This is a genomic window from Staphylococcus sp. EG-SA-17 (assembly GCF_017151845.1).
GTDB lineage: Bacteria > Bacillota > Bacilli > Staphylococcales > Staphylococcaceae > Staphylococcus > Staphylococcus aureus.
The window spans coordinates 49,045-74,093 of record NZ_JACVZO010000007.1 but is presented as its reverse complement, the minus strand read 5'-3'; the positions used below and the strand labels follow the sequence as shown (position 1 = coordinate 74,093).

22 protein-coding genes and 1 pseudogene are annotated in these 25,049 nt (G+C 34.3%); 6 read left to right on the top strand and 17 right to left on the bottom strand.

Annotated elements, in window-relative coordinates; all coding sequences use genetic code 11:
- Nucleotides 1–20: 20 nt before the first annotated feature.
- The 13 genes and pseudogenes from tarF to IDG65_RS05085 all read right to left on the bottom strand — a co-directional run bounded on the left by tarF (nucleotide 21) and on the right by IDG65_RS05085 (nucleotide 13,487).
- Nucleotides 21–1,190 carry a teichoic acid glycerol-phosphate transferase TarF gene (tarF, locus tag IDG65_RS05145; RefSeq protein WP_000598252.1) on the bottom strand — a complete coding sequence of 390 codons (1,170 nt, stop codon included), beginning with the start codon at nucleotides 1,188–1,190 and terminating at the stop codon, nucleotides 21–23.
- 428 nt (nucleotides 1,191–1,618) lie between these two features.
- Nucleotides 1,619–3,313, bottom strand: a complete 1,695-nt coding sequence (gene tarK, locus IDG65_RS05140; RefSeq protein WP_000167967.1) for a teichoic acid ribitol-phosphate polymerase TarK — start codon at nucleotides 3,311–3,313, stop codon at nucleotides 1,619–1,621.
- A gap of 21 nt (nucleotides 3,314–3,334) precedes the next feature.
- Complete coding sequence (locus IDG65_RS05135) at nucleotides 3,335–4,360, bottom strand: alcohol dehydrogenase catalytic domain-containing protein (RefSeq protein WP_000610195.1); 1,026 nt, start codon at nucleotides 4,358–4,360, stop codon at nucleotides 3,335–3,337.
- Complete coding sequence (locus IDG65_RS05130; RefSeq protein ID WP_000638466.1) at nucleotides 4,353–5,069, bottom strand: 2-C-methyl-D-erythritol 4-phosphate cytidylyltransferase; 717 nt, start codon at nucleotides 5,067–5,069, stop codon at nucleotides 4,353–4,355. The genes IDG65_RS05135 and IDG65_RS05130 overlap by 8 nt, the downstream gene beginning before the upstream one ends.
- A gap of 527 nt (nucleotides 5,070–5,596) precedes the next feature.
- The gene (locus tag IDG65_RS05125; protein ID WP_000645596.1) at nucleotides 5,597–6,640 is read right to left on the bottom strand and encodes a galactitol-1-phosphate 5-dehydrogenase; all 1,044 of its coding nucleotides are present in this window, start codon (nucleotides 6,638–6,640) and stop codon (nucleotides 5,597–5,599) included.
- Between the two features lie 23 nt (nucleotides 6,641–6,663).
- Nucleotides 6,664–6,810, bottom strand: coding sequence for a hypothetical protein (locus tag IDG65_RS05120; RefSeq protein ID WP_000230358.1), 147 nt, complete (start codon nucleotides 6,808–6,810; stop codon nucleotides 6,664–6,666).
- 1 nt (nucleotide 6,811) lies between these two features.
- Entirely contained in the window at nucleotides 6,812–7,867 is a 1,056-nt protein-coding gene (locus IDG65_RS05115; RefSeq protein ID WP_000646190.1) for a zinc-binding dehydrogenase, read from the bottom strand.
- 17 nt (nucleotides 7,868–7,884) lie between these two features.
- A complete protein-coding gene (locus IDG65_RS05110; RefSeq protein ID WP_061385124.1) occupies nucleotides 7,885–9,144 on the bottom strand; it encodes a PTS galactitol transporter subunit IIC in 1,260 nt (419 codons plus the stop codon).
- A gap of 226 nt (nucleotides 9,145–9,370) precedes the next feature.
- Nucleotides 9,371–9,649, bottom strand: coding sequence for a PTS sugar transporter subunit IIB (locus IDG65_RS05105; protein ID WP_000815793.1), 279 nt, complete (start codon nucleotides 9,647–9,649; stop codon nucleotides 9,371–9,373).
- A gap of 22 nt (nucleotides 9,650–9,671) precedes the next feature.
- Nucleotides 9,672–10,139, bottom strand: a complete 468-nt coding sequence (locus tag IDG65_RS05100; protein WP_206174034.1) for a PTS sugar transporter subunit IIA — start codon at nucleotides 10,137–10,139, stop codon at nucleotides 9,672–9,674.
- Nucleotides 10,124–12,220 carry a BglG family transcription antiterminator gene (locus IDG65_RS05095; protein ID WP_001012746.1) on the bottom strand — a complete coding sequence of 699 codons (2,097 nt, stop codon included), beginning with the start codon at nucleotides 12,218–12,220 and terminating at the stop codon, nucleotides 10,124–10,126. The genes IDG65_RS05100 and IDG65_RS05095 overlap by 16 nt, the downstream gene beginning before the upstream one ends.
- A 124-nt stretch (nucleotides 12,221–12,344) precedes the next feature.
- Nucleotides 12,345–12,442: pseudogene (locus tag IDG65_RS05090) on the bottom strand (hypothetical protein).
- Between the two features lie 109 nt (nucleotides 12,443–12,551).
- Entirely contained in the window at nucleotides 12,552–13,487 is a 936-nt protein-coding gene (locus IDG65_RS05085) for a nucleoside hydrolase (RefSeq protein WP_000823228.1), read from the bottom strand.
- A 361-nt stretch (nucleotides 13,488–13,848) separates the two neighbouring features.
- On the opposite strand from IDG65_RS05085, the gene IDG65_RS05080 reads away from it, so the two are divergent.
- Nucleotides 13,849–15,378, top strand: a complete 1,530-nt coding sequence (locus tag IDG65_RS05080; RefSeq protein WP_000838212.1) for a PTS transporter subunit EIIC — start codon at nucleotides 13,849–13,851, stop codon at nucleotides 15,376–15,378.
- A gap of 320 nt (nucleotides 15,379–15,698) precedes the next feature.
- Here IDG65_RS05080 and IDG65_RS05075 read toward each other — a convergent pair whose 3' ends face one another.
- Nucleotides 15,699–16,652 carry an L-lactate dehydrogenase gene (locus tag IDG65_RS05075; protein WP_001031881.1) on the bottom strand — a complete coding sequence of 318 codons (954 nt, stop codon included), beginning with the start codon at nucleotides 16,650–16,652 and terminating at the stop codon, nucleotides 15,699–15,701.
- A gap of 310 nt (nucleotides 16,653–16,962) precedes the next feature.
- Entirely contained in the window at nucleotides 16,963–17,049 is an 87-nt protein-coding gene (locus IDG65_RS05070) for a hypothetical protein (protein ID WP_223202082.1), read from the bottom strand.
- A gap of 175 nt (nucleotides 17,050–17,224) precedes the next feature.
- Here IDG65_RS05070 and IDG65_RS05065 point away from each other — a divergent pair, with 175 nt between their 5' ends.
- The 4 genes from IDG65_RS05065 to nikA all read left to right on the top strand — a co-directional run bounded on the left by IDG65_RS05065 (nucleotide 17,225) and on the right by nikA (nucleotide 20,755).
- On the top strand, nucleotides 17,225–18,370 hold the full coding sequence (locus IDG65_RS05065; protein WP_000954804.1) for a globin domain-containing protein: 1,146 nt from the start codon (nucleotides 17,225–17,227) through the stop codon (nucleotides 18,368–18,370).
- A gap of 25 nt (nucleotides 18,371–18,395) precedes the next feature.
- The gene (locus IDG65_RS05060) at nucleotides 18,396–18,569 is read left to right on the top strand and encodes a hypothetical protein (protein ID WP_000773992.1); all 174 of its coding nucleotides are present in this window, start codon (nucleotides 18,396–18,398) and stop codon (nucleotides 18,567–18,569) included.
- A 156-nt stretch (nucleotides 18,570–18,725) separates the two neighbouring features.
- Complete coding sequence (locus IDG65_RS05055; RefSeq protein ID WP_000215217.1) at nucleotides 18,726–19,082, top strand: DUF488 domain-containing protein; 357 nt, start codon at nucleotides 18,726–18,728, stop codon at nucleotides 19,080–19,082.
- A 197-nt stretch (nucleotides 19,083–19,279) separates the two neighbouring features.
- Nucleotides 19,280–20,755: a nickel ABC transporter substrate-binding protein gene (gene nikA / locus IDG65_RS05050; protein ID WP_000669659.1), complete on the top strand. Its 1,476-nt coding sequence runs from the start codon at nucleotides 19,280–19,282 to the stop codon at nucleotides 20,753–20,755.
- A 312-nt stretch (nucleotides 20,756–21,067) separates the two neighbouring features.
- Here nikA and IDG65_RS05045 read toward each other — a convergent pair whose 3' ends face one another.
- Together IDG65_RS05045 and IDG65_RS05040 are read right to left on the bottom strand one after the other, a co-directional pair.
- Nucleotides 21,068–22,210: a PrsW family intramembrane metalloprotease gene (locus tag IDG65_RS05045; protein ID WP_014667675.1), complete on the bottom strand. Its 1,143-nt coding sequence runs from the start codon at nucleotides 22,208–22,210 to the stop codon at nucleotides 21,068–21,070.
- Nucleotides 22,211–22,432: 222 nt separating this feature from the next.
- Entirely contained in the window at nucleotides 22,433–23,104 is a 672-nt protein-coding gene (locus IDG65_RS05040) for a type 1 glutamine amidotransferase (RefSeq protein ID WP_001265704.1), read from the bottom strand.
- 373 nt (nucleotides 23,105–23,477) lie between these two features.
- Here IDG65_RS05040 and fadX point away from each other — a divergent pair, with 373 nt between their 5' ends.
- Nucleotides 23,478–25,040: a fatty acid degradation protein FadX gene (gene fadX / locus IDG65_RS05035; protein WP_000810041.1), complete on the top strand. Its 1,563-nt coding sequence runs from the start codon at nucleotides 23,478–23,480 to the stop codon at nucleotides 25,038–25,040.
- The last annotated feature ends 9 nt before the right edge of the window (nucleotides 25,041–25,049 follow it).

Sequence of the window (25,049 nt, the reverse complement as noted above, 5' to 3'; positions counted from 1 at the left end):
TTTTTATTGTTTTTAAGTTATCACTTAAAAATCGTTTGGCAAATTCGTTGTGACGCCTTTCCATCTTCTAATGAACAGAATTTTTGATAAAATACCGTTCGTGCTTCAATATACTCATTTGCAGTCTCATCGATTTGTTTTAATGCATCAATGAGTGCTGTTTGATTTTCAACAATTGGACCTGGCAACTCTTTTTTATAATCCATGTAAAAACCTCTAAGCTCATCGCCATATTTATCTAAGTCATACGCATAGAAAATTTGCGGACGCTTTAATACACCGAAGTCGAACATGACAGATGAGTAGTCGGTAACTAACGCATCGCTGATTAAGTATAAATCCGAAATGTCTTCATAATCTGAAACGTCTTTCACAAAATCATCATGTTCATCAATACGTGTCACAACTAAATAATGCATGCGTAATAAAATAACATAATCATCATCCAGCGCTTGACGCAAAGCTTCTATATCAAAGTTAACATTAAATTGATATGAACCTTCTCGAATCGCTTCATCGTCACGCCAAGTTGGCGCGTACATAATCACTTTTTTATCTAATGGAATATTTAATCTTGTCTTAATACCATTAATATATTCAGTATCATTGCGTTTATGTGATAATTTATCATTTCTTGGATAACCTGTTTCCAAAATCTTATCTCGACTAACATGAAATGCATGTTGAAATATCGATGTCGAATATGGATTAGGTGACACTAGATAATCCCAACGCTGGCTTTCTTTTGTAAAGCCATCTTGGTAATTTTGAGTATTTGTTCCTAGCATTTTAACGTTACTAATATCCAAACCAATCTTTTTCAATGGCGTGCCATGCCATGTTTGTAAGTACGTCGTTCGCGGTGATTTATATAACCAATCTGGTGTACGTGTGTTAATCATCCACGCTTTCGCTCTTGGCATCGCTAAAAACCATTTCATTGAAAACTTTTTAACATATGGTACATTGTGCTGTTGGAATATGTGTTCATATCCTTTTTTCACACCCCATATTAATTGGGCATCACTATGTTCAGTTAAGTATTCATATAATGCTTTGGGGTTGTCGCTGTATTGTTTACCATGAAAGCTTTCAAAATAAATTAGATTCTTGTTTGGCAATTTTGATAGTAATTTAAATGTCGTATATATACTATGTTCTATCAATTTTTTAATTGTAGTTTTAATCATGTCGTACCTCCGACGTGTTTTTGTAATTATATTAATATGTATGAGCAAGCTCATTGTAACCATGCTTATTATAGCATTTCATCATAAAATACATTTAACCATTACACTTGTCGTTAATTATCATACGAAATACATGATTAATGTACCACTTTAACATAACAAAAAATCGTTATCCATTCATAACGTATGTGTTTACACGTTTATGAATTAGATAACGATTGGATTGATTATTTTATTTTACAAAATGACAATTCAGTTGGAAGGGTGATTACTTTTGATTGAATCGCCTTATGCATGAAAAATCAAAAGGTTATTCTCATTGTATAGTCCTGCTTCTCATCATGACATGTTGCTCACTTCATTGTCAGAACCCTTCTTGAAAACTATGCCTTATGACTCATTTGCATGGCAAGTAATATATGCCAACATTAGCGTCTAAACAAATCTTTGACTAAACGTTCACTTGAGCGACCATCTTGATATTTAAAATGTTTATCTAAGAATGGCACAACTTTTTCAACCTCATAATCTTCATTGTCCAAAGCATCCATTAATGCATCAAAGGACTGTACAATTTTACCTGGAACAAATGATTCATATGGTTCATAGAAATCACGCGTCGTAATGTAATCTTCTAAGTCAAATGCATAGAAAATCATCGGCTTTTTAAATACTGCATATTCATATATTAAAGATGAATAATCACTAATCAACAAGTCTGTAACAAAGAGAATATCGTTAACTTCACGATGATCTGACACATCGATAAAGTATTGTCTATGTTCACGTGAAATATTAAGTCTATTTTTTACGAACGGATGCATTTTGAATAACACAACTGCATTATGCTTCTCGCAGTATCTTGCTAAACGTTCAAAATCAATTTTAAAAAATGGATAATGTGCCGTACCGTGACCATTACCTCTAAATGTCGGTGCGAATAGAATAACTTTCTTACCTTTTATAATTGGCAATTCATCTTCCATCTCTTGTTTAATTTGTGTTGCATAAGCTTCATCAAATAGTACATCAGTACGTGGTACACCTGTTGGTACAACATTTTCTTCTCTAATTCCAAATGCTTCAGCATAAAATGGAATATCGGTTTCTGATGAAACATATGCTTTCGTGTAACTACGATGGTTTAATGAATCGATAAACGGACCACCTTTTTTACCTGTACGACTAAAGCCAACTGTTTTAAAAGCACCAACTGCATGCCACACTTGAATAATTTCTTGTGATGGTCTAAAGCGAACCGTATAAATTAATGGATGGAAATCATCGACAAAAATATAATCGGCCTTACCAAGTAAATATGGCAATCTAAACTTGTCTCTCCATTTACGTCTATCCGTAATATTCGCCTTAAATACCGTTTTAATATCATAATCAAAATCTACTTTTTGGCGTAGTAACTCATCATATACATATTTAAAGTTACCTGATAAATTCGGACGTGAATCTGATGTGAATAATATTGTTTTGCTTCTTTTAATATGTAGTAACTTTGTAATATTAAAAATAGCTTTAAATAAGAAACTTCTACTTTCAAATGAAGCTTTATGGCCTTGTTTATGAAGCCAGTGTGCGCTTGTCGCAATGACCCCTGATTTCTCTTGAGGTAAGGTGATTTCAATATCAAATACAAATTCGTTAACGTCACTTGCTATTTCTGGAGTAATGGTATAAACCGTATGTTGTGATACGCCACCTTTGCGGAAAACTTTAGCTTCGTTGGCTAACACATAGTTTGCTTTTCCATTTTGTGTAGTCAGCTCATTGTATTCTTCAATTTGCTCTTCATTTAATGCCGCATAAGCTTGATCAATAATATTTGGATTAAGTTGTCCAATATACTCTAACTGGTCATGATAAACAAACAAATATTTATCCATTGGTAAATAATACCCATCGTCTAATATTGCGACGTTGAATCTACATATAAATGTATTACCGTCTATTTTCATTTCATTTGCTTCTAATGTTTTTGTTTCGGTTAAATTCCTCAGAACAAATTGTCCTGATGTTAAATCTACACCTTCACTATGTCCTTCAATATATAACTGAACACGTTCCCAGTATATGTTATCAATATGTATTGCTTGTTTCGTTTTTGTCATTGTTATTCCCCCATTGGTTTATTAAATCGTCCATTTCAATACTGTTTTTCCCCAAGATGTCGATAAATCCATTTCAAACGCTTGGACGATATCTTGCATCGTACATACATTAATTTCATGTCCTTTTAATAAGGCTAACTTTTCAACAATGTCTGGGTACTTATGATATAAATCAACAACTTGCTCAAAATCTTTAGAGCCGCTTCGACTACTACCAATCAACGTTAATCCTTTTTCAAGTACTAATCGTGTATTCACTTCCACGGGTAATTCACTTACGCCTAACAAAGCAATACTGCCTTCTGGTGAAATATGTTCAACTATTTGTTGAAGTGCAACTTGACTTCCTTTACCTCCAACACATTCAAATGCATGATCAATTTTAAGATCATCTGGTATTTGATTTACTGTAAAGATGTCATCTACAAATGAAAAATGACTTAATTTATAGTCTGTCTTACCAAATACATAAATTTTAGCTTCTGGGTACAACTTACGTAGCAAAATAGCAGTAATATAACCTAAGTTACCATCACCCCAAATACCAAAGCTGGTTTTCAAAGGTATAGATTTACGTTCAAATCGTTGTATAGCATGATAACTTACTGACACTAATTCTGTGTATGAAATCGTACTCAAATCAATGTCATTAGGCAGCGGAACGATACGATCATGTGCCATCACAACGTAGTCTTGCATAAAACCATCATAACCACTAGATCTAAAATAACTAGAGGCTAAGTAATTCTCCGCAATAATATGATGTTGCTCTGTAGGTGTATTCGGCACCATTACTACTTTCGTACCTTTTTCAAATACCCCTGTACTATCGAATACAACTTCACCAACAGCTTCATGAACTAATGACATTGGTAATTTTTGGCGCAGTACATTTTCATCTCTTCGACCTGTGTAATACCTTTGATCAGCTGCACAAATAGACAAGTATAAAGGTCTTACGATGACATGATTACCATAAATATCAACATTATTATATGTGACGTCGAACTGTCTCGGTGCAACGAGTTGATATACTTGATTAATCATCGGCAATATCACCTTGAATAATGGCATTTGCTACTTTTAAATCATACGGTGTTGTCACTTTAATGTTGTATAGTTCTCCACGTACCAATTTAACTGGATGTCCAGATTCGACAATGATTTTACATGCATCTGATAAGATTTCTTTTTGTTCACTACTTAAGGCGCGATAACTATCTTGTAATAATTTAATATTAAATGATTGTGGTGTTTGGCCTTGATACATTTCATTCCTTACAGGGATACTGTGTATGTTCTGTTTATCTTTAGACATTACAATCGTATCAATTGCTTCAATGACTGTATCTACTGCACCATATTTTGCTGCTACTTCAATATTCTCTTTAATAATACGTTGAGTTAAAAATGGTCTTACGGCATCATGAGTTACAATCACATCATCATTATTAATTCCATTTATATTGCGAATGTGGTCGATAATGTTCATAATTGTTTCGTTTCGATCCGTGCCACCTGCAACTACTTTGACACGTTGATCTGTAATGTTATATTTTTTTAAAATATCCTGTGTATGGGAAATCCACTGTGCTGGCGTTGCGATAATAATCTCATTAAATTCACTCACTAAAATAAACTTCTCAATTGTATGGATTAAAATCGGTTTATTATCAATATCTAAAAATTGTTTTGGTAATGGCACGTTCCCCATTCTCGAACCAATACCTCCTGCTAAAATACCTGCATAAATCATGTTGTCCTCCATTCTGTCATTACATCATTTCCATTTATACATTACTGACCTATGCCCGCACATAAGCCTAACCTATTGCTCACTTGCCTCTATTATTAAGCCAAAGGTAGTTGTCACAATAGTGTGATAATTTTTTATAAAAATGTATTTTTGTAACTGACCATTCTAAGTTGTTTTGCCATGCAGTTAATCATTAACACTGACGATATTAAATTGTTAAAGGTATTAATGTTTACTCTTTTTCAAATTCATTATTACTGCCATCATTTTACCATATATTATAATAAATTTATCTTATTAAGTGGCTGTACTTGATTTTCACTTTAAAAATTATCAAATATTGCCATCTCATTTTAAGTATACAAAATGCAAAACAACCGATTCACAAGCATATTTCACACAAGTAAACCGGCTATTTAGCAACGTATATTCGAAGATGAATTATTTCGATAGTATCTGTAGACCAGACGGCATTCGCACTTTCATAGCTATAACTATACCAGCGTTTTCGTCCTCGAAGGTGCATACTAATAAATCGTAAACATGACTTTATCAAATCGTTCTTTCTTGTTAACTAATTTATCAAATGTCTCTGGGCCTTTTTCTAACGGTAAAAAATGAGAAATAATAGGCTTTACATTAATATCTTTCGTCTTCATATAATGTAAGGTTGCCGTCCACTCTTTGCCCGGAAAATCACTGGACAAACAGTTCCAAGAGCCACATACTGTCAACTCGTTACGCAGAATTTTTTCAAAATGAACGCGATCAATCTCAATATCATCATATGGTATTCCGAGTAATACCACCTCGCCACCTTTTTTAGGTAGCGTCAATATTTGACCAATCGTAACTTTAGCACCTGATGATTCTATAGCTAAATCGATTTGATTGGCGTAATGATTTTCGATGAATTTCTCAAGATCTTCTTCTTTTGAATTGATTGTTTGATGTGCGCCCAATGATGTAGCAATATCTAGTTTATGCGCATCTATATCTATAGCGATGATATGTGCAGCACCAAATATTCGTGCCCATTGAATAGCTAACAATCCTATACTGCCACACCCCATTACTGCAACAGTCATACCAGGTTGTATATTCGATTTATAAAATCCATGCGCAACAACGGCTGATGGCTCAACCATTGCTGCTTCAATGTAATCAACATTGTCTGGAACCTTTAAAACATTTTGCGCTGGCAATTTGACATATTCCGCGAACGATCCAGGTTCATATGAGCCAATGACGAACAACTTTTCACATCGTGCATATTCACCTTTCAAACAGTACTCACATTGATAACAAGGTATGGCTGGACAACCTGTCACTTTGTCGCCGACCTTAACATGCGTAACATCACTTCCAATGGCATCTACAACACCTGAAAATTCATGACCAAATGGCATACCTTGAATGTATGGGCCCATTTTTTTGTATCGTGACGTGACTGAACCACATATACCCGTTGCGCGCACTTTAACAATAACGTCATTCGCACTTTCAATGACTGGCTTATCATTATCCTCATACCGTAAATCTTCCACGCCATATAATTTCAAAGCTTTCACTTGTAAATCACCTCAACTCTGATTTAATTCACAACTTTTTTCTTTTTAAAAATACCTGTCGCAAAATAACCTGCAATGACAATGGAATTACTTACGAGTAAATGTTCCATATAAAAATCAGTGATTTGTCTTAATGGCCCAAGCATAAAAGTTAGCATTGATTCTACCATATTAATTCTCTCCTTCATTTTCATCTAAATCGAGCGGCTTAAGTAATGCTTTAATACCTTCGCCTGATTTTAAATGTTGATACGCCTCGTCCCATTTCGAAATATCATATATTTTTGTCACCAAAGCTTCAGCATTTACTAAACCATCCGCCATAAGTCGCAATGAAGGTTCCCAATCTGCTGGCTTTTGACTTCTACTACCAACAACTGTTATTTCTTTTTGAATCACTTTTTCCATATCAAATGGAATTTCAGCATCCTTAAAAATACCTATTTGACTGTAGAAACCTTTTTTGCGTAAAATATCCAAACCTTGTCGTGCTGCTGGAACTGCACCTGAACATTCAACAACAACATCTGCACCGTAACCGTCTGTAATGCCATTGATATACGTTTTTAAGTCTGTTTGTTGTAAATTGACTACATAATCCATGTGCAATGCTTCTGCTTTATCTAATCTGACTTTGTCATTGTCCAATCCAGTTACCACAACAGTTGCGCCTTTACTTTTCAACACTTGTGCTACAAGTAATCCGATTGGCCCAGGTCCCATTACAACTGCTACATCGCCTGAATTGACTTGAATCTTAGAAACACCATGATGTGCACATGCTAATGGTTCTGTCATAGCTGCAGACTGATACGATACTTCGTCTGGAATATGATGCAAACTTTCTTCACGTGCAATGACATAATTAGTAAATGCGCCATCAACTTGTGTTCCAATACCTTTTCGATGGTTGCATAAATTATAGTCTTTTGATTCACAGTATTCACACTCATTACAAATATAGAATGTCGTTTCAGAAGTGACACGGTCACCAACTTTAAAATCTTTAACGTCTGCTCCAACTTCAACGATTTCACCAGAAAATTCATGACCTAATGTCACTGGAAAATTAACTTTATAATGACCTTCATAAGTATGAATATCTGTGCCACAAATTCCTGCATAATGTACTTTAATCTTTACTTTATCATCTAGCGGTGTTGCAACTTCTTTATCAAGAAGTTCTAAGTTGCCATGTCCTTCTCTTGTTTTTACTAAAGCTTTCACCACAAACACCTCGATTTTTAATTGAATAGACTAAATAGTTTAAAGATAAGATAGTTAACGATATTACCACCTTGATCAATACTTGAAATTTCAGATGAACCTTTTGGCATTTGTACATTCGTACCTTTCGCCATATCTGTGAAAATGGGTGCTACGTCTGTTGCAATATATAGTGAAATTGCAATCATAATCGTACCCACAATGACAGAATGAATAATGTTTCCTCTTGCTGCACCAACAATAAACGCGACAACAAATGGTATAGTTGCTAAGTCACCAAAAGGTAGTACTTGGTTTCCTGGTAAAATAACGGCTAATAAAACAGTGATAGGTACTAAAATTAAGGCTGTCGAAATAACCGCTGGATGACCTAATGCTACAGCCGCATCCAATCCAATATAAATTTCACGTTCGCCAAAATGTTTGTTTAGCCATGTTCTTGCAGACTCTGAAACTGGCATTAAACCTTCCATTAAGATTTTTACCATTCTAGGCATTAATACCATTACTGCAGCCATTGACATTCCTAAATTAATGATGTCTCCAGGTTTGTAACCTGCTAACACACCAATACCTAAACCTAAAATTAAGCCGACAAAGATAGATTCTCCAAATGCGCCAAAACGTTTTTGAATTGTTTCAGGATCAGCATCTAACTTATTCAGACCGGGTACTTTTTGTAACAATTTAACTAAGTAAATACCTGGTGCATAAGAAATTGTACTTCCTGTAGCAATCGATACACCTGGTAAATCAAAGAACTCACTCATCATCGGTGCTGTCCAATCTGCTACTTTCAAACAGATAACTTGGAAAATAACTGCTGCTAATAACGCTTGCCAAATACTGCCTGATACGGCATAAACCATTGCTGCTGTAAACGTATAATGCCAAAAATTCCAAATATCTACATTCATCGTCTTTGTCACTTTAGTTACTAGCAATACAACGTTAACTATGATTCCGAGTGGAATAATAAATGCTGCGACAGATGATGCCCAAGCGATAGATGATGTTGCTGGCCAACCTACATCAATCACATTCAGACTGACGCCTAAATTTTTAACCATCGCTTGTGCTGCTGGCCCTAAATTTTTAACTAATAAATCGATGACTAAGAAAATCCCTACAAAAGCCACACCTATTGTTAAACCAGACCTAAATGCCGCTCCAATTTTCTGCCTAAAGAATAGGCCAAGCAAGAATATGACAACCGGTAAAATAACAGTTGCACCTAAATCTAAAAATCCCCTTACAAAATCAGTGAAGTAACTCATATTTAAACCCTCCCTGTTATATATGCATTGTCACGATACTTTCCGATTGTGATTACATTTGACGTTACAGTCATTTCAACGACAACCCTTGCTACATTCGACTGCAGTCCCTTTGAATTACAGTCACTGCGTTTCTATGTCATCAACAATCATTTGTCGTGATAGTCATTTATATGCAATTTGCATATATTTATATGTTATTGAACCACGTTACATATCAATTCCGTTATTTTTGTAACTCTGTTAAGATTTGTTGTTTTGTTTCTTCAATACCAATACCAGTTAAGAAATTACGTGCGTTGATAACTGGGAATTTATATTCTTTTTTTGTCATTGCAGTTGTAACTAATAAATCTGCAGTGTCTTCATAAGGTCCAACTTCTGTAATTTTGATTTGTTTAATATCTACTTTAATATTGTGTTCCTTTGCTATTTCCTCAATTGCATTATTTACTACTGTTGACGTTGCAATACCTGCACCACATGCTACTAATACTTGTTTCATTTTCAATTCCTCCAATTAATTTTTAGTTATATTCCAAATAATCATTGATTAGTGTTGCTAAAATTGTTTCATCTTTCGTTCGCAGAATCTGCTCCAATTTTTCTTCACTTTGAAAAATTTGCATCAACTGTTGTAACAGCTTAAGTTGATCATCTACTTTATCCATTGCTAACATAAAAACGATTTTCACTTCTGTCTGTTGATCAAGTGTTCCCATTTCAATAAACGGCACTTCTTTTTCTAGAACAGCCACACCTATCGTTCTATGGTTAATATGTTCGACATCTGTATGCGGTATAGCGACCGAACATAGATGCATTGGTAAACCAGTAGCAAATTCTTTTTCTCTGTCGATGACTGCATCTTTAAACGTTGACTTCACGAACCCATTTTGAAATAACACATCTGACATTTGTGACAATACGGATTCTTTATCAGTTGCCGACAAATTGAGCATTATATTTTCTTTATGCACTAATTGCTGTCCCATCCATTTTCCCTCGCTTCTTTATTTGAATAATTTTTTAAAATCTCATTTACATCAGAATTTTTGCGACTTTGTATGATGCGCTTAATTGCATCATTGTCTTGCGCCACATCTCTCAATTGTAGTAACGCTCTTAAGTGTGTCACTTTATCAACAGCAGCAATAGGTACAATAATATGGATTGCTGTGCCATCTGACATGTATATTGGTTCTTGTAATATCAACATACTCATCGCCGTTTTATGTACATGCTTTTCAGAGTATGCATGTGGAATAGCAATATTTTGCATGATAACCATATACGAATCATCAAATACCTGTTGCATCTCATGAATATATTTAATATCAATAAAATGATTAGCAACTAACACATCACTTGCTTTAGCAATAGCTTCATCAATATTTTCAACATGATGTATTCTTTTCACGTGCCTTGCTGGTATCAAGTCAGCTAAATCTAATGTCTTATTTTGTGTGACAATCGATCCATTAATGGTTGAAATTGAATTATAATTCGCAATAAAATCTTCTAAACCATCACGTAGTTCTGTAATGTCATTAACTGTCGTTGTGCGTTCAATTAATGCCATTAACTTGTTTATTTCCTTATCAATGTCAGCCGATTCCTTATTAATGTACTTCATCACTTCTTTACGTAACTTTCGTTGCTCATTTTCAGATAAAGCTACTTTTGTGATAAATAATTTTTTATGTGTTAGGACAAACATTGGTGAAAAGACGATGTCATAATCTAATGTGTAATTTTCAAATGTTCTAAGTGAAATCGCATCTAAGAAAATAATTTCTGGAAATAAGTTTCGCAACTCGTATAACATCATTTGTGATACTGACGTGCCTTGTGTACACACGATAATAGCTTTTATCTTGCCATCGAAGTTTTCATCTTGACGTCTCAAACTACCTCCGAACAACATGGTTAAATATGCTATTTCATTATCAGGCAACGATTTTCCGAAATATTCAGTTAACGATTGGCATGATTGTTTCACCATATGAAATAAGGATTGATAATTTCCTTGTAAAGGATTGATTAATTCATCACGATCCGTTAAGTTATATTTAATCCTATAAAAAGCAGGCGTTAAATGTAACAAGAGTTGCTGTGATAATTTCTCCTTATCTTCAATGTTAATAAAAGTGATTTGTTCAAAATGGTGAATCATTTGAGCGATGGCCATCGTTAAATTCGATATGCTATCTGATTCTTGCAAATCAGTCCATTGCACACTTGTTGAAAGTAAGTGTAATGTCAAATATAACTTTTCCGCTTCTGGCAAATCCGGCTCATGTTGCGTCATAATCTCCGTTGCTTGATATTCTTTCGTATCCCTCAAATACTGATAATTAATATTTAATGGATTCATCACATGACCACTTTGAATTCGTCTACGAATCACACAAAGGACATAAGGCAGTGAACTAAGTGATTTGTCTATAAAGCGACTCTTCAAAAATTGTTCTACCTGTTTGATTTTGTCTTTTTGATATGCGATATCTTCGAATGTTAAGTTGAGCGCCTTTAAAACTTCACTTTTAGTAATATCATGATTCAACCTTTGATCAATCAATTTAATGAAGAAACGGCGAACTTCAAATTCATCACCAACAATTTCATAACCATGTTTTCGAGAATACTTAAGTGACAAACCATGATTTTCCAATTGCTCTTTCACATGATTTATATCGTGAATGACAGTATTTTTACTGACTTGTAAATCAATTGAAAAATGGTTTAGAGACATTGCGTTTTCCTTACTAAAAAGCATGAGCATTAAATAATAACGACGTGTTTCTATGCTAAAAATGACATTGTTACCGTTTAACATTTGCTGCTCCGATACATCTCGCTTGAATAACGTCATGATTTCAGAACTTACAATAAAATTTCCTTGGCTTGTTCTTTCAAGTTTTGGATAACCCTCTTGTTCAAGCCACAAATTGATTTTTTGAATGCGATATCCTAGTTGTCTACGAGATAAACCAAATATCGATTCAAGTTCTTTACCATGAATAGTAGGATTCAATACAATTTCTCTGAGTATTTGCTGATTATCCCCGTTCATGTTCGATCCTCCTTTGAGCATCTGAGCTCAATTTATCATCAATCGTCACACCGATGTACACACTTTGAACACATATTTTCAAAATGAGTATGTACATCATTGTGATGTTTCGACAACATTCCAATTATATCGGTATTCTTTGTGATTTTAATCTTTTAAAATAAAGCAATTGAAATTTTTACATATATTTTTGTGTTTTTTTGAAGCATTTTTAACATACATATCTCAATCATTATCAAATTGTCATGACCATTGTAATCCAATACAAAAACCCTAAGGACGCTTATATCAGGCGCCTTAGGGCTAACTGTATCTATTTAATTAAGTATTATTATTCGTAAGTACGTAACTTATAATCTATCAAGTTCCACACTTCTTCAACATCAACTGCTGTAGCAAAATAAGCATTGGCAGGCTTACCTGTAACATGATTTAAATCGACAGCCATAGTACCATAAGTTAGTGGACTTTGATGTTCAATGTCGATATTAACGGGTACCATTGTAAACAATTCTGGTTGTAACAAATACAAAATTGTACAAGCATCATGTATTGGACCACCGTCCATATTAAAGTGAGTCTTGTATGTCTTCTTAAAGAATTGCAATAATTCTACGACGAACTGTGCAACAGGATTATTGATACTTTCAAAGCGTTCAATCACGAGATCGTCGGCTAAAACTTGATGTGTTACATCTAAACCAAACACATTTATAGTAATCCCACTTTCAAAAACGCGCTTCGCTGCTTCAGCATCAACCCAAATATTGAATTCTGCTGTAGGCGTCCAATTTCCAAATGTACCACCACCCATCAAAGTAATAGATTCAATATGCTCAGCGATTCTTGGCTCACGAATCAATGCCGTTGCTACATTCGTAAGAGGACCTGTCGCTACAATTGTTACAGGTGTATCACTCGTCATCACTTTGTTTATAATCATATCTGATGCTGGCATTGCAACTGCTTGACGTGATGGTGTCGACGGTAGTTTCGGGCCATCTAATCCAGATTCCCCATGTATTTCAGAAGCAAAGGCAGCTGATTTAATTAACGGCCTATCCGCACCTTTCGCTACTGCTATATCTTGACGTCCCATAATATCCAATACGTTCAAGGCGTTTGTCGTATTCTTGTCAACTGATTGATTACCTGCGACTGTTGTTACAGCTAATATCTCTAGTGGACTGTCAATTGCCCCCGCTAAAATTAATGCTATTGCATCATCGTGTCCTGGATCACAATCCATAATAATCTTTCTTTTCATTTATATATCCACCTTTCTTAAGTTGTTATCGATAGCTTATGTATATTTATTTATGTGGTGAATCATGTTTATTTTGAAAAATAGTTTTAACTTTCTCATATTTTTGGATACAAACACTATTTATCTATTTTATGGCTTATAAATTTATCCGATATGCCTTATCAACCTACCTCGCTAAAAATAGGATGTCTACATATCTATACCGACTTTTGTCAACTCATTTTCACAACAATATAAACAGCAATTTATATGATTGTTACATGATTCAAACAATTTTTATGAAAAATATTTTCATACACAGAATATATATTGATATTAAATTTCTCAAAAGCTATATTGAGAATAATTAGGAGGGATGTTGATGAAATCTTTATTTGAAAAAGCACAGCAGTTCGGCAAGTCCTTTATGCTACCTATCGCAATCTTACCAGCTGCAGGTCTATTGTTGGGTATCGGTGGTGCATTAAGTAATCCAAACACCGTTAAAGCATACCCTATTTTAGATATTACCTTATTACAAAATATTTTTACATTAATGTCAGCTGCAGGTAGTATTGTTTTCCAAAATTTACCGGTCATCTTTGCAATTGGTGTCGCAATCGGATTATCTAGAAGCGATAAAGGTACTGCAGGTTTAGCTGCGCTGCTCGGTTTCTTAATTATGAACGCAACTATGAATGGCTTATTAACTATCACGGGCACATTGGCAAAAGATCAGCTTGCACAAAATGGACAAGGCATGGTGCTCGGTATACAAACGGTTGAAACCGGTGTTTTTGGCGGTATTACCACAGGTATTATGACCGCAATACTTCACAACAAATATCACAAAGTGGTATTACCACCGTATTTAGGTTTCTTTGGTGGCTCTAGATTTGTCCCTATTGTCACAGCATTTGCCGCAATCTTTTTAGGTGTATTGATGTTTTTCATTTGGCCAAGCATACAAGCCGGCATTTATCATGTTGGTGGATTTGTAACGAAAACAGGTGCCATCGGTACTTTTGTTTATGGCTTCATCTTAAGATTGTTAGGTCCACTCGGTTTACATCATATTTTTTACTTACCGTTTTGGCAGACGGCACTTGGTGGTACTTTAGAAGTCAAAGGGCACTTAGTTCAAGGTACGCAGAACATCTTCTTTGCTCAACTCGGTGATCCAGATGTGACGAAGTATTATTCAGGTGTGTCACGCTTTATGTCAGGCCGTTTTATTACGATGATGTTCGGCTTATGTGGTGCCGCACTTGCAATTTATCACACAGCTAAACCTGAACATAAAAAAGTTGTCGGCGGTTTAATGTTATCCGCTGCACTCACTTCATTTTTAACAGGTATTACCGAACCTTTAGAGTTTAGTTTCTTGTTTGTCGCACCTATTCTTTATGTAATCCATGCCTTCTTTGATGGATTAGCATTTATGATGGCAGACATTTTCAACATTACAATTGGTCAAACCTTCAGTGGAGGCTTTATCGATTTCTTACTTTTTGGTGTGCTACAAGGTAATAGTAAAACAAACTACCTATACGTCATACCTATTGGAATTGTGTGGTTCTGTTTGTATTACATCGTTTTCAGATTCTTAATTACGAAATTTAATTTCAAAACACCTGGTCGAGAAGATAAAGCTGCAGCACAACAAGTTGAGGCTACTGAAAGAGCACAAACTATTGTTGCTGGTTTGGGAGGCCAAGATAACATTGAAATCGTTGACTGTTGTGCAACGAGACTACGCGTCACACTTCATCAAAATGACAAAGTCGATAAAGTATTACTCGAAAGTACTGGTGCCAAAGGTGTAATCCAGCAAGGCACTGGTGTGCAAGTAATTTATGGGCCTCACGTTACAGTTATCAAAAATGAAATTGAAGAATTGCTCGGGGATTAAGACTAACCGAAATATCAACAGAACTAATGGCAACGATGTACGAAGTAAGAAGTGACATCGTTGCTTTTATTTTTAATGTTACATTTGAAGCATTAAGTTCATCATGCACTGTAGTGAGCCCGCAAATCGCCTCTGCTAGACAATCATCTTAATGCTATGATTAACGCTTAAGTGCCAGATTTGAATTTAATTTCAACAACGACTTTCACTACATTAAAAATAGGGCTACTCGACACATATAGTTGTATCAAATAGCCCTTTATACAATTTTTTGGGGTAAGGTTTTACAATTTTTGGAATGGTATAGATTTTATAAAAAGTTATTTAAGTTCTTCTGATTCAGCCATAATATCTTTTAATGTTTTAGCTGAATGTGCGAACTTGCTTTGTTCTTCGTCGTTTAATGGGATTTCTACGACGTTGCGAATACCGTTTCTATTGATGACTGCTGGAACACCAATGTAAACATCTTCTTCATCATATTCGCCTTCTAATAATGCTGATACAGTCAATACGGCATCTTCATTTCTGAAAATCGCTTCAGTAATTCTAGCTAATCCCATTGCAACACCATAATAAGTGGCACCTTTAGCTTGAATAATGTCATATGCTGCATCACGTGTTTGAACAAAAATTTGTTCAATTTGCGCTTTGCCCTCAGGACGTTGTTCAAGTAATGTCTTCAAAGGTTGACCCGCAATATTAGCGTGTGACCATACTGGTAATTCAGTGTCACCATGTTCACCAATAATTTGAGCATCGACACTACGTGGCGCAACATCGAACGCTTCGCTTAACAATAATCTAAAGCGTGCAGAGTCTAAAATTGTACCAGAACCTATAACACGTTCTTTAGGTAAACCAGAGAATTTCCATGTTGCATACGCTAAAATATCAACAGGATTTGTAGCTACCAAGAAAATACCATCAAATTTTGATGCCATTACTTCACCAACAATTGATTTAAATATTTTCAAGTTTTTAGATACTAAATCTAAACGTGTTTCTCCAGGTTTTTGTGCAGCACCAGCACAGATGACAACTAGATCCGCATCATGACAATCACTGTATTCGCCAGCTTTCACACGAACTGTTGTTGGAGAATATGGTGTGGCATGTTTTAAATCCATAACATCTCCTCGAACTTTTTCAGTGTCTAAATCAATGATGACTAATTCATCAACAATGCTTTGGTTCACTAATGAAAATGCGTAGCTTGAACCTACTGCACCATTACCTATTAATACAACTTTGTTCCCTTTAAATTTGTTCATTACAAAAACTCCCTTATGATTAATTCACTAACATACGTGTAGCTTCAAATATGTTAGTTTAATGCTGCTTATTGACGATACAAAAGCAAATAAACATCTCTTTTATTTTCAACGCATAACTTAAAAGGTCATGTGTCATCCGCTTTTAAGTTTGTGATTTATTTCACATATAAAATGTAACACGCATTAAGTACTGGGTCAATATTAAATTGTGATTTATTTCACATTTTATTTTAATTTTTACACCTTTTTAATTTGTATACGATTACATCTTAGATGTCTTTAGTTTTCGTACTTCGCCAGTGATTTTTTACACTTTCACATTTTTATTATCATGTTTAATTTTTTCTAAGAAAACAACAATGTTTTTTGAATTAGTCAAATAAGTGCACGCAATCGTTGGGGTTCAAATACACAATTGTACACAATGCTTATTGATAAGTATTTAAAAAATTAAAAATGTCATACAATTATCAAATTTGCCATTTTATTTATATTTTCTCAAACCAATTAATTGAATATCGAAATTTTTAGTAGAATAATCAAAGTAGACAGATTAAAGGAGGAGTATCATGCTTACAGAACAAGAGAAAGACATTATCAAACAAACGGTGCCTTTACTTAAAGAGAAAGGAACAGAAATTACGTCAATCTTTTATCCAAAAATGTTTAAAGCGCATCCTGAACTTTTAAACATGTTTAATCAAACGAACCAAAAACGAGGCATGCAATCTTCAGCATTAGCACAAGCTGTAATGGCCGCAGCGGTTAATATCGATAACTTAAGTGTTATTAAGCCAGTCATTATGCCAGTCGCATATAAACACTGTGCATTACAAGTTTATGCTGAGCATTATCCAATTGTGGGGGAAAATTTATTAAAAGCCATTCAAGACGTGACAGGATTAGAAGAAAACGACCCTGTCATTCAAGCTTGGGCGAAAGCATATGGCGTCATTGCGGATGTGTTCATCCAAATTGAAAAAGAAATTTATGATCAAATGATGTGGATTGGTTTTAAACCTTTCAAAATTACCAATATTAAACAAGAATCTGAAGACATTAAATCATTTACAGTTGAAACTGAAGAATATGACTTTAGTGAATTTACACCAGGCCAATACATCACAGTTGATGTTTCTAGTGATAAACTTCCATATAGAGCTAAACGTCACTATTCTATCGTATCAGGTGATAAAAACCATTTAACTTTTGGCGTTAAACGTGATGTCACAACAGAACATGAAGGCGAAGTTTCAACAATATTACACGACGAGATTAAAGAAGGCGATATGATTAATCTAGCTGCGCCTGTAGGTGGATTCGTATTAGAGAATACGACTGAACCACAACTTTTCTTAGGTTCAGGAATTGGTGTTACACCTTTAGTAGCTATGTATGAAGCTGCCTCTGCCAAAGGTTTAGATACACAGATGGTTCAAGTTGCTGAAAATGAACAACATTTACCTTTCAAAGACAACTTCAACAGTATCGCAAGCCATCATGACAACGCTAAATTATATACACACTTAAAAGATAAACAAGGCTATATTGGCGCTGAAGAATTAAAAGCATTTTTAGCAAATAAACCTGAAATTTATATCTGTGGTGGTACAAAATTCTTACAATCTATGATTGAAGCACTTAAATCTTTAAATTACGATATGGATCGCGTACACTACGAAACATTTATTCCAAGACTAAGCGTTGCAGTATAACTGAGAAAAGAGGTTTAGTACTCATATGAAACTTAATCAACGTTACGTTAAAGTATTTGCATTATATTTCGTAAGTATTGTTACTGCAAATATTGTTGTCAAAAATAACAATTTAATCAAAACATTGATTCAAACACTTGCCGGTTACACCGTCTTTGCAGTTGGTTTGAAGTATTTAACTAAACGTAAAAATAAATAACATATATACAAAAACAGCTATGACTTTACTTTGTCATGGCTGTTTTTTAATTGGGAGTGGGACAGTAATGATATTTTCGCAAAATTTATTTCGTCGTCCCACCACAACATGCATTGATGTATGCTCACTGAATTTCATAAGAAAGGAGTTCACAAGATGACCGTAGATATTGGACGGATTTATGACAATAAAGATAATACCGACGCTATTCGTATCCTAGTCGATAGAGTCTGGCCGAGAGGTATTTCGAAAAGAACTGCTAACCTAGATTATTGGTTAAAAGACATTGCCCCTTCTACTGAGTTGCGACAATGGTTCCAACATGATCCTAAACTTTTTGGAGCTTTTAAAGAAAAATATGAAAAAGAATTACGTGATCAGGATGTGCAAAAAGAGGCTTTTGAAAAATTAAAGGATATTGTAAATCAGCATAATCATGTTCTATTGTTATATTCAGCAAAAGATACTAAACATAACCAAGCTGTAGTACTACAGCAGTTGCTCAATACTTAGGTATATATGTTTGTCTTGAATCACTATACATGTCGCTAACTTCATTTCTAATATTTATTTTTAAAAAGCATAATTACTACAATTAATTGAACTTTAATAATCACTAAACTTGAACAACATTTTACTCTAACAAAATAAAGTTTTAAAATATTAATTATTGGGTTTTACATAGTAATTAGAAAGAGAGTGTTAATGAAATGAAGTTTAAAAGACTAGCAACTATATTTTCAGCAGTATTAGTGTTATCAGGATGTGGCTCAATGCATTCATCTGGCAAAGACTTGAATATTTCGTTACCGTTAAAAACAAAGTCTATTGCACCTTATGAAACAGATGTACCAGTTAAGATTGGTGCTGCAGAATCATTATTTAAAACAAATGATCAAGGAAAAATAGAAAAAGTATTAGTGAAATCGTATCATCAACCAAATGATAAAACGTTAGATATAGAATTAAAAGATAATATTAAATTTCAAAACGGTCAAAAATTGACTGCAGAAAAAGTGAAATCTAGCCTTGAAAATAGCATGAAAAAAAGCGACTTGGTCAAATATTCATTACCAATATCATCAATTACCGCTAAAGGTCAAAAACTGACAATTAAAACCAACTACGCTTACCCTGAACTTGTATCTGAATTAGCTAATCCTTTTATGGCAATTTATGATACAGATGCTAAATCAGATGTTAATCAAACTCCTGTTGGTACAGGCCCTTACCAAATAAAAGATTATAAGCAATCTCGAAAAATATCATTGTCGAATTTTAAGGACTATTGGCAAGGTAAACCGAAACTTGATCATATTACTGTGACGTACCAAGAAGACGGCAATAATCGCGTCAGAAATTTAGAATCTCAAAAAGATGATTTAATAACTGATGTCCCAGTTAATAAAGTTCAAGACATAGAAAATAATCAAAATTTAAAAGTGTCAAAAGAATCTGGATTTAGAACTTCTTTACTTATGTATAATCATACTAATAAAAAAATGACTAAATCCGTTCGTGAAGCATTAGATCATATCATTGATAGACAAGGTATTGCAGATCATATTTATCAAGGTTACGCGAAACCTGCAACGAGTCCATTTAATGATAAAATTCCATATATTAAAGAACCTAAGTTAACCAAACAAAATATCGAACAAGCAAAAGCGTTATTAGCTAAAGATGGTTATACAAAAGAACACCCTTTAAAAATTAAGTTAATTACGTATGACGGTCGTCCAGAGCTATCGAAAATTGCGCAAGTATTACAATCAGATGCTAAAAAAGCTAATATTGAAATCGACATTAAAAGTGTTGATGACATAGAAGGTTACTTAAAAGACCGTTCTGCCTGGGATGCAACGATGTATAGTTTCGGAACGATTCCTCGTGGAGATACAGGCTATTTCTTTAATCAAGCATATAAAAAAGATGGTGCTATTAATAAAGGAGACTACAATAATAGCAACGTTGATGATTTAATTAATCAATTGAATCATACTGTAGATATTAAGGAACGTCACAATATTTCTAATGATATTATTAAATTATCAAGTCGAGATGTACCAAACAGTTATATTGCTTACAACGATCAAATAGTCGCTGCTAACTCTAAGGTTAAAAATTATAAAGTAACACCTGAAGGTATCTATTTAATCGATTATCGAACAACGATTGAACGATAAGGGAGTGTGGGACATTGATTTATGTCTCAGCCCCGCTTCAACTATAAAAACCACGCCGAGGTCATTCAATATGATTATGGCGTGGTTTAATTTGCTTATATGATTGTATTACTTTCTGTTTGATGAATTTCAATAAAATGATTATTACATATTTTTAGTGAATCATGTTCATTTTATATAAATCTAATTGTCACTATTTGTTTAACGTGAAACACTTTTTAACTCCAAAAAGTATTCCACTTCCACTCTTTTAGAGACAAATTATAAAAATAGCTTATGTCACAAACATATGAGCAACATAAGCTTTAATTATTATTCGTCTACTTTTTTCTGTTGTTCTTTAAATTCTTTCTGCAGTAAATTAACTTGTTTTAAACCTGCCCCCATTAAAATGAATACAAGTATCCACACAATAACGATTAAAATAAATATTTTCAACGTATCACTGCCAAGTACAGTTAAAGATGTATCCCAAATGCCATGTAAACCAACGGCTGATAAAAAGAATATTAAAAAGCGTTTATCAAAAATATCTTTGAATTCAAAGCCATGCTGTTCTTTCGCAATAACTATTGCAGCACCAACAATCGCTGACCAAACTAAATGGCCACCAATCGCAGTCCACGCACGTGTGAAGACAATATCTAATAATGGGACATTTTCCCCTAAAGCGAAATTCAAAATATAACCTGCTGATTCAAAAACTGCGAACCCTGCACCAATAGCAGCACCGATTAATAATCCATTCAAAATCTTATTTGTTTTCAATTTATTGACGAAATAAACAATAATGAGTGCTTTTCCAGTTTCTTCAACTAATCCTACTAAAAATGCATCGAAAAATGTTAAAGAACCAAACCTTTCGAATTGATCACTAAAAACGACAAATCTATATAATACCATCGTACTTAGTAATGAAAATACTCCGCCAATAAAGAACATGATAATAACTTCAAAAATGCTAATATTTTTAAACGCATTTGATTCATAAAAGAAGAACAAACCCGATAATGGTACTGTTAAAGCCCCAATAAAAATGAGACCCGGAATCGCGTTAGTGTTATTAAAAATCGCTGCCATGACCCATAATCCAATAAATGTTACTGTGAAAGCGATGAATACTCGAGAAAAGAGCCATGGCTTCCCCCATTCTTCTGATATGTCACAAATTGCTGGCGTAGTTTTAGCAGTACCCGCTATAAATATTTCATCTGCTTCGTTTTTAGTATGTGGCTTAAATACTTCTGAAAACATATCTTTTAAATTAAGATTTAAGCTTTCATCATTGCCGGCTAGTCTACCGATTGATTTGGTTGCATTATCAAATAAACTTCTTGCTTCGTTTTTTAAATCTGTATTTTGCGCTGTTTCATGCGCTTTGGCTTCCATTTGTTTATCGATAGATTCATTATGTATGTCGGACGTCTTAGTTGATTGTGTACTTGCTGATGACATCCCCTCTTCACCTGTATTAGGTGCAACTGATTGCGTTTGTGTTGTCTCTTCTTTTTCTGTATTTCTTCGATGATTAAGACCTTCCATAGACTTACCTACTTTCACTTTTCATAATAAAACTATTTTAATTTAATATTGATGGATTTTCCATATATTTATATAACTACTTTGTTCGATTGTGTACATTCGTTTTTTTACTCATTTTAAAATACAACTCACATCTTACGCTTGAGTAATAAAATCAAGTATTCGGAAAATGGCCTGCCTATTCTGTTTAGGCACCTCAAAGGCTAATATGTCCTCCGCCGATTGCTCTAAAATAGAATGATTGATGTATTGGGCATCATTTAGTACTATTTCTCTGACATCGTCTGGACCAGGCTCAAAATGAAATTGTAATCCAATCACATGATGATCGATGATAAATCCTTGGTTTCTAATATGATTCCCTGAAAATAATAATTCTGCTTGTTGCGGTATTTGAAACATATCCTCATGCCAATGTAGTGCCTTCAATCGACTTGGTATATTCGGAATGATTTCTGATTCTAAGTAAACATCATCCCAACCTACTTCCTTTACTGGTGATTTTAACACCGCATAACCTAATGCTTTCGAAATTTGTTGTGCACCAAAGCAAGCACCATAAATTGGTTTGTTTTGTGCCATCAATACTAAAATTAATTCGCGCTCTGATTGAATCCAAGGCATCTCATCGTCTGGATTCATTGGCCCACCAAGTATCACTAACATATCTGTTTCTTCCGCAAGAGGTAGCACGCCATCATTCATATATGGGTGATAAATATAGACTTCGTGCCCGCTTTCCTTCGCCCACTCACCTATGTATCCAACACCTTCATTTGGTGTATGTTGTAAAACATTGACTCTCATATGTTCAACATCTCCTTCAACTCTCCAATGATTTCATCAGTTACATTATACACCACTGATTGTACGCTGATCATCCTCACCTTACTGATGCATCAAAATGATAATTAGTCTTTGCATTTTTTAAATAAACATGGGTTGTTTTTTATATTCCGAGCAATATTTTTATATAAGTATTTTAATGATATTCAATTCATTACAAACCCTTGATATTACAATTGTTATCAACCATCAAAATGTGTCTATACTGTGTCTATTATCAGAATAAAAAGATATTTCTAATTGATTTTAAATGTCGTTATGTTATATTTCTTGTAAGGGTTTACACAATGTGTAAAAACGCTATATTTTATCAAATGTGATGGAGGTGACTTGCTTGAAACAAATCACATGGCACGACTTACAACATATCATTAAAGATGGTGATGTGATTGGTTTACCAGCATTAGCTGTAGCCAACTTACCCGCCGAAGTTCTACGTGCTGTGTTAGCGCAACATGACACATATCATACGCCCAATGATTTAACGTTTATATTAGCGAATGATATCCATAGTTTAGGTGCCGCACCGGATTTAGATGATTTTATAGAACGTCGCATGATTAAACGTGTCATTATGAGTATTTTAACGGCTTCTTCCAAAACGGCACAAGCAATGAAAAATAATGACATTGAAGCTTATTTTTTACCACAAGGTATCATTGCAACTCATTATCGTCAGAGTAATCAATTATTACCTGGAGTTATTACTAAAATCGGATTAAACACAGCTGTTGATCCTAGATACGGTGGCGGTAAAGTAAATACACGAACAACTGATGATTTAGTTTCATTAGTAACCATCAACGATGAAACATACTTACACTACACATTCCCTAGCGTTGATGTGGCACTACTGAGAGGAACATACGCAGATCAACAAGGTAACATTTATTTAACTCAAGAAGCGTACTTGAGCGAGTGTTATCATGTCGCATTAAACACGAAAGCCAATCATGGGAAAGTTATTGTACAAGTTAAAGCTTTAGTTGACGACTATCAACTAAAGCCGAATGAAGTTGTTATCCCAGGAAATCTTGTCGATTATGTATACGTCACAGAAGATGAAAAGAATCACCGTCAAGTAATTCAGAGTCATTATTTACCAGCCTTGTCTGGAGAAGAACGAATTGATGGAATACCTGAACCCGCATTACCTTTTAATAGTCGCAAATTGATTCTCCGACGTGCTGCTCAGTTTTTAACTTATGGCGATACAATTAGCATCGGTTATGGCATCAATAATGAACTCTCTAATTTATTGCATGAAGAATGTGTTGAACATGATGTGCAACCGATTTTAGATGTTGGCATTTTCGGTGGATTCGTTGGGAGTCGTGAACATTTTGGTATGAATTACAATGCAGATGTGCGCATGCCTCATGATCGAGCATGGGATTTTATTTATAACAATGGTGTATCAGTTGCCTATCTTAGCTTTGCTGAAGTTGATCAACACGGCAATGTCAACGTGTCATACTTCAATGACCGACTAAATGGATGTGGCGGCTTTATAGACATTACGCAATCTGTAAATAAAATTATCTTTTCAGGTACTTTTGTAGCCGGTAGTCATGTCTCATGTCATAATCAACGATTAAACATTGAAACTGAAGGACAAAACCAGAAATTTGTATCAGATGTGAGCCATATCGACTTTAATGCACAATATTCACAATCACTCGAGCAAGAAGTCTATTTTGTTACTGATCGTGCAGTATTCGAGCTCACCAATCAAGGCTTGAAACTAATTGAAATTGCTCCAGGTCTTGATTTGCATAAAGATATTTTGAATCAAATGGCTTTTAAACCAATTATTGCTGATCATTTAAAATTAATTGATACCAGCATTTACAAAGAAAAATGGGGACAACTTAAACAATCAATTCATAAAGTATGAAAGTGAAGC

Excerpts from the sequence above, each read along its gene's own strand:
- IDG65_RS05040 (WP_001265704.1), bottom strand. The coding sequence starts at position 23,104 with ATGAGAGTCAATGTTTTACAACATACACCAAATGAAGGTGTTGGATAC.
- IDG65_RS05095 (WP_001012746.1), bottom strand. The coding sequence starts at position 12,220 with ATGAACGGGGATAATCAGCAAATACTCAGAGAAATTGTATTGAATCCT.
- IDG65_RS05120 (WP_000230358.1), bottom strand. The coding sequence starts at position 6,810 with ATGGTAGAATCAATGCTAACTTTTATGCTTGGGCCATTAAGACAAATC.
- IDG65_RS05110 (WP_061385124.1), bottom strand. The coding sequence starts at position 9,144 with ATGAGTTACTTCACTGATTTTGTAAGGGGATTTTTAGATTTAGGTGCA.
- IDG65_RS05060 (WP_000773992.1), top strand. The coding sequence starts at position 18,396 with ATGAAACTTAATCAACGTTACGTTAAAGTATTTGCATTATATTTCGTA.
- IDG65_RS05045 (WP_014667675.1), bottom strand. The coding sequence starts at position 22,210 with ATGTCATCAGCAAGTACACAATCAACTAAGACGTCCGACATACATAAT.
- tarF (WP_000598252.1), bottom strand. The coding sequence starts at position 1,190 with ATGATTAAAACTACAATTAAAAAATTGATAGAACATAGTATATATACG.
- IDG65_RS05130 (WP_000638466.1), bottom strand. The coding sequence starts at position 5,069 with ATGATTTATGCAGGTATTTTAGCAGGAGGTATTGGTTCGAGAATGGGG.
- tarK (WP_000167967.1), bottom strand. The coding sequence starts at position 3,313 with ATGACAAAAACGAAACAAGCAATACATATTGATAACATATACTGGGAA.
- IDG65_RS05065 (WP_000954804.1), top strand. The coding sequence starts at position 17,225 with ATGCTTACAGAACAAGAGAAAGACATTATCAAACAAACGGTGCCTTTA.
- IDG65_RS05075 (WP_001031881.1), bottom strand. The coding sequence starts at position 16,652 with ATGAACAAATTTAAAGGGAACAAAGTTGTATTAATAGGTAATGGTGCA.
- IDG65_RS05135 (WP_000610195.1), bottom strand. The coding sequence starts at position 4,360 with ATGATTAATCAAGTATATCAACTCGTTGCACCGAGACAGTTCGACGTC.
- IDG65_RS05105 (WP_000815793.1), bottom strand. The coding sequence starts at position 9,649 with ATGAAACAAGTATTAGTAGCATGTGGTGCAGGTATTGCAACGTCAACA.
- IDG65_RS05080 (WP_000838212.1), top strand. The coding sequence starts at position 13,849 with ATGAAATCTTTATTTGAAAAAGCACAGCAGTTCGGCAAGTCCTTTATG.
- IDG65_RS05085 (WP_000823228.1), bottom strand. The coding sequence starts at position 13,487 with ATGAAAAGAAAGATTATTATGGATTGTGATCCAGGACACGATGATGCA.
- nikA (WP_000669659.1), top strand. The coding sequence starts at position 19,280 with ATGAAGTTTAAAAGACTAGCAACTATATTTTCAGCAGTATTAGTGTTA.
- IDG65_RS05055 (WP_000215217.1), top strand. The coding sequence starts at position 18,726 with ATGACCGTAGATATTGGACGGATTTATGACAATAAAGATAATACCGAC.
- IDG65_RS05100 (WP_206174034.1), bottom strand. The coding sequence starts at position 10,139 with ATGGGACAGCAATTAGTGCATAAAGAAAATATAATGCTCAATTTGTCG.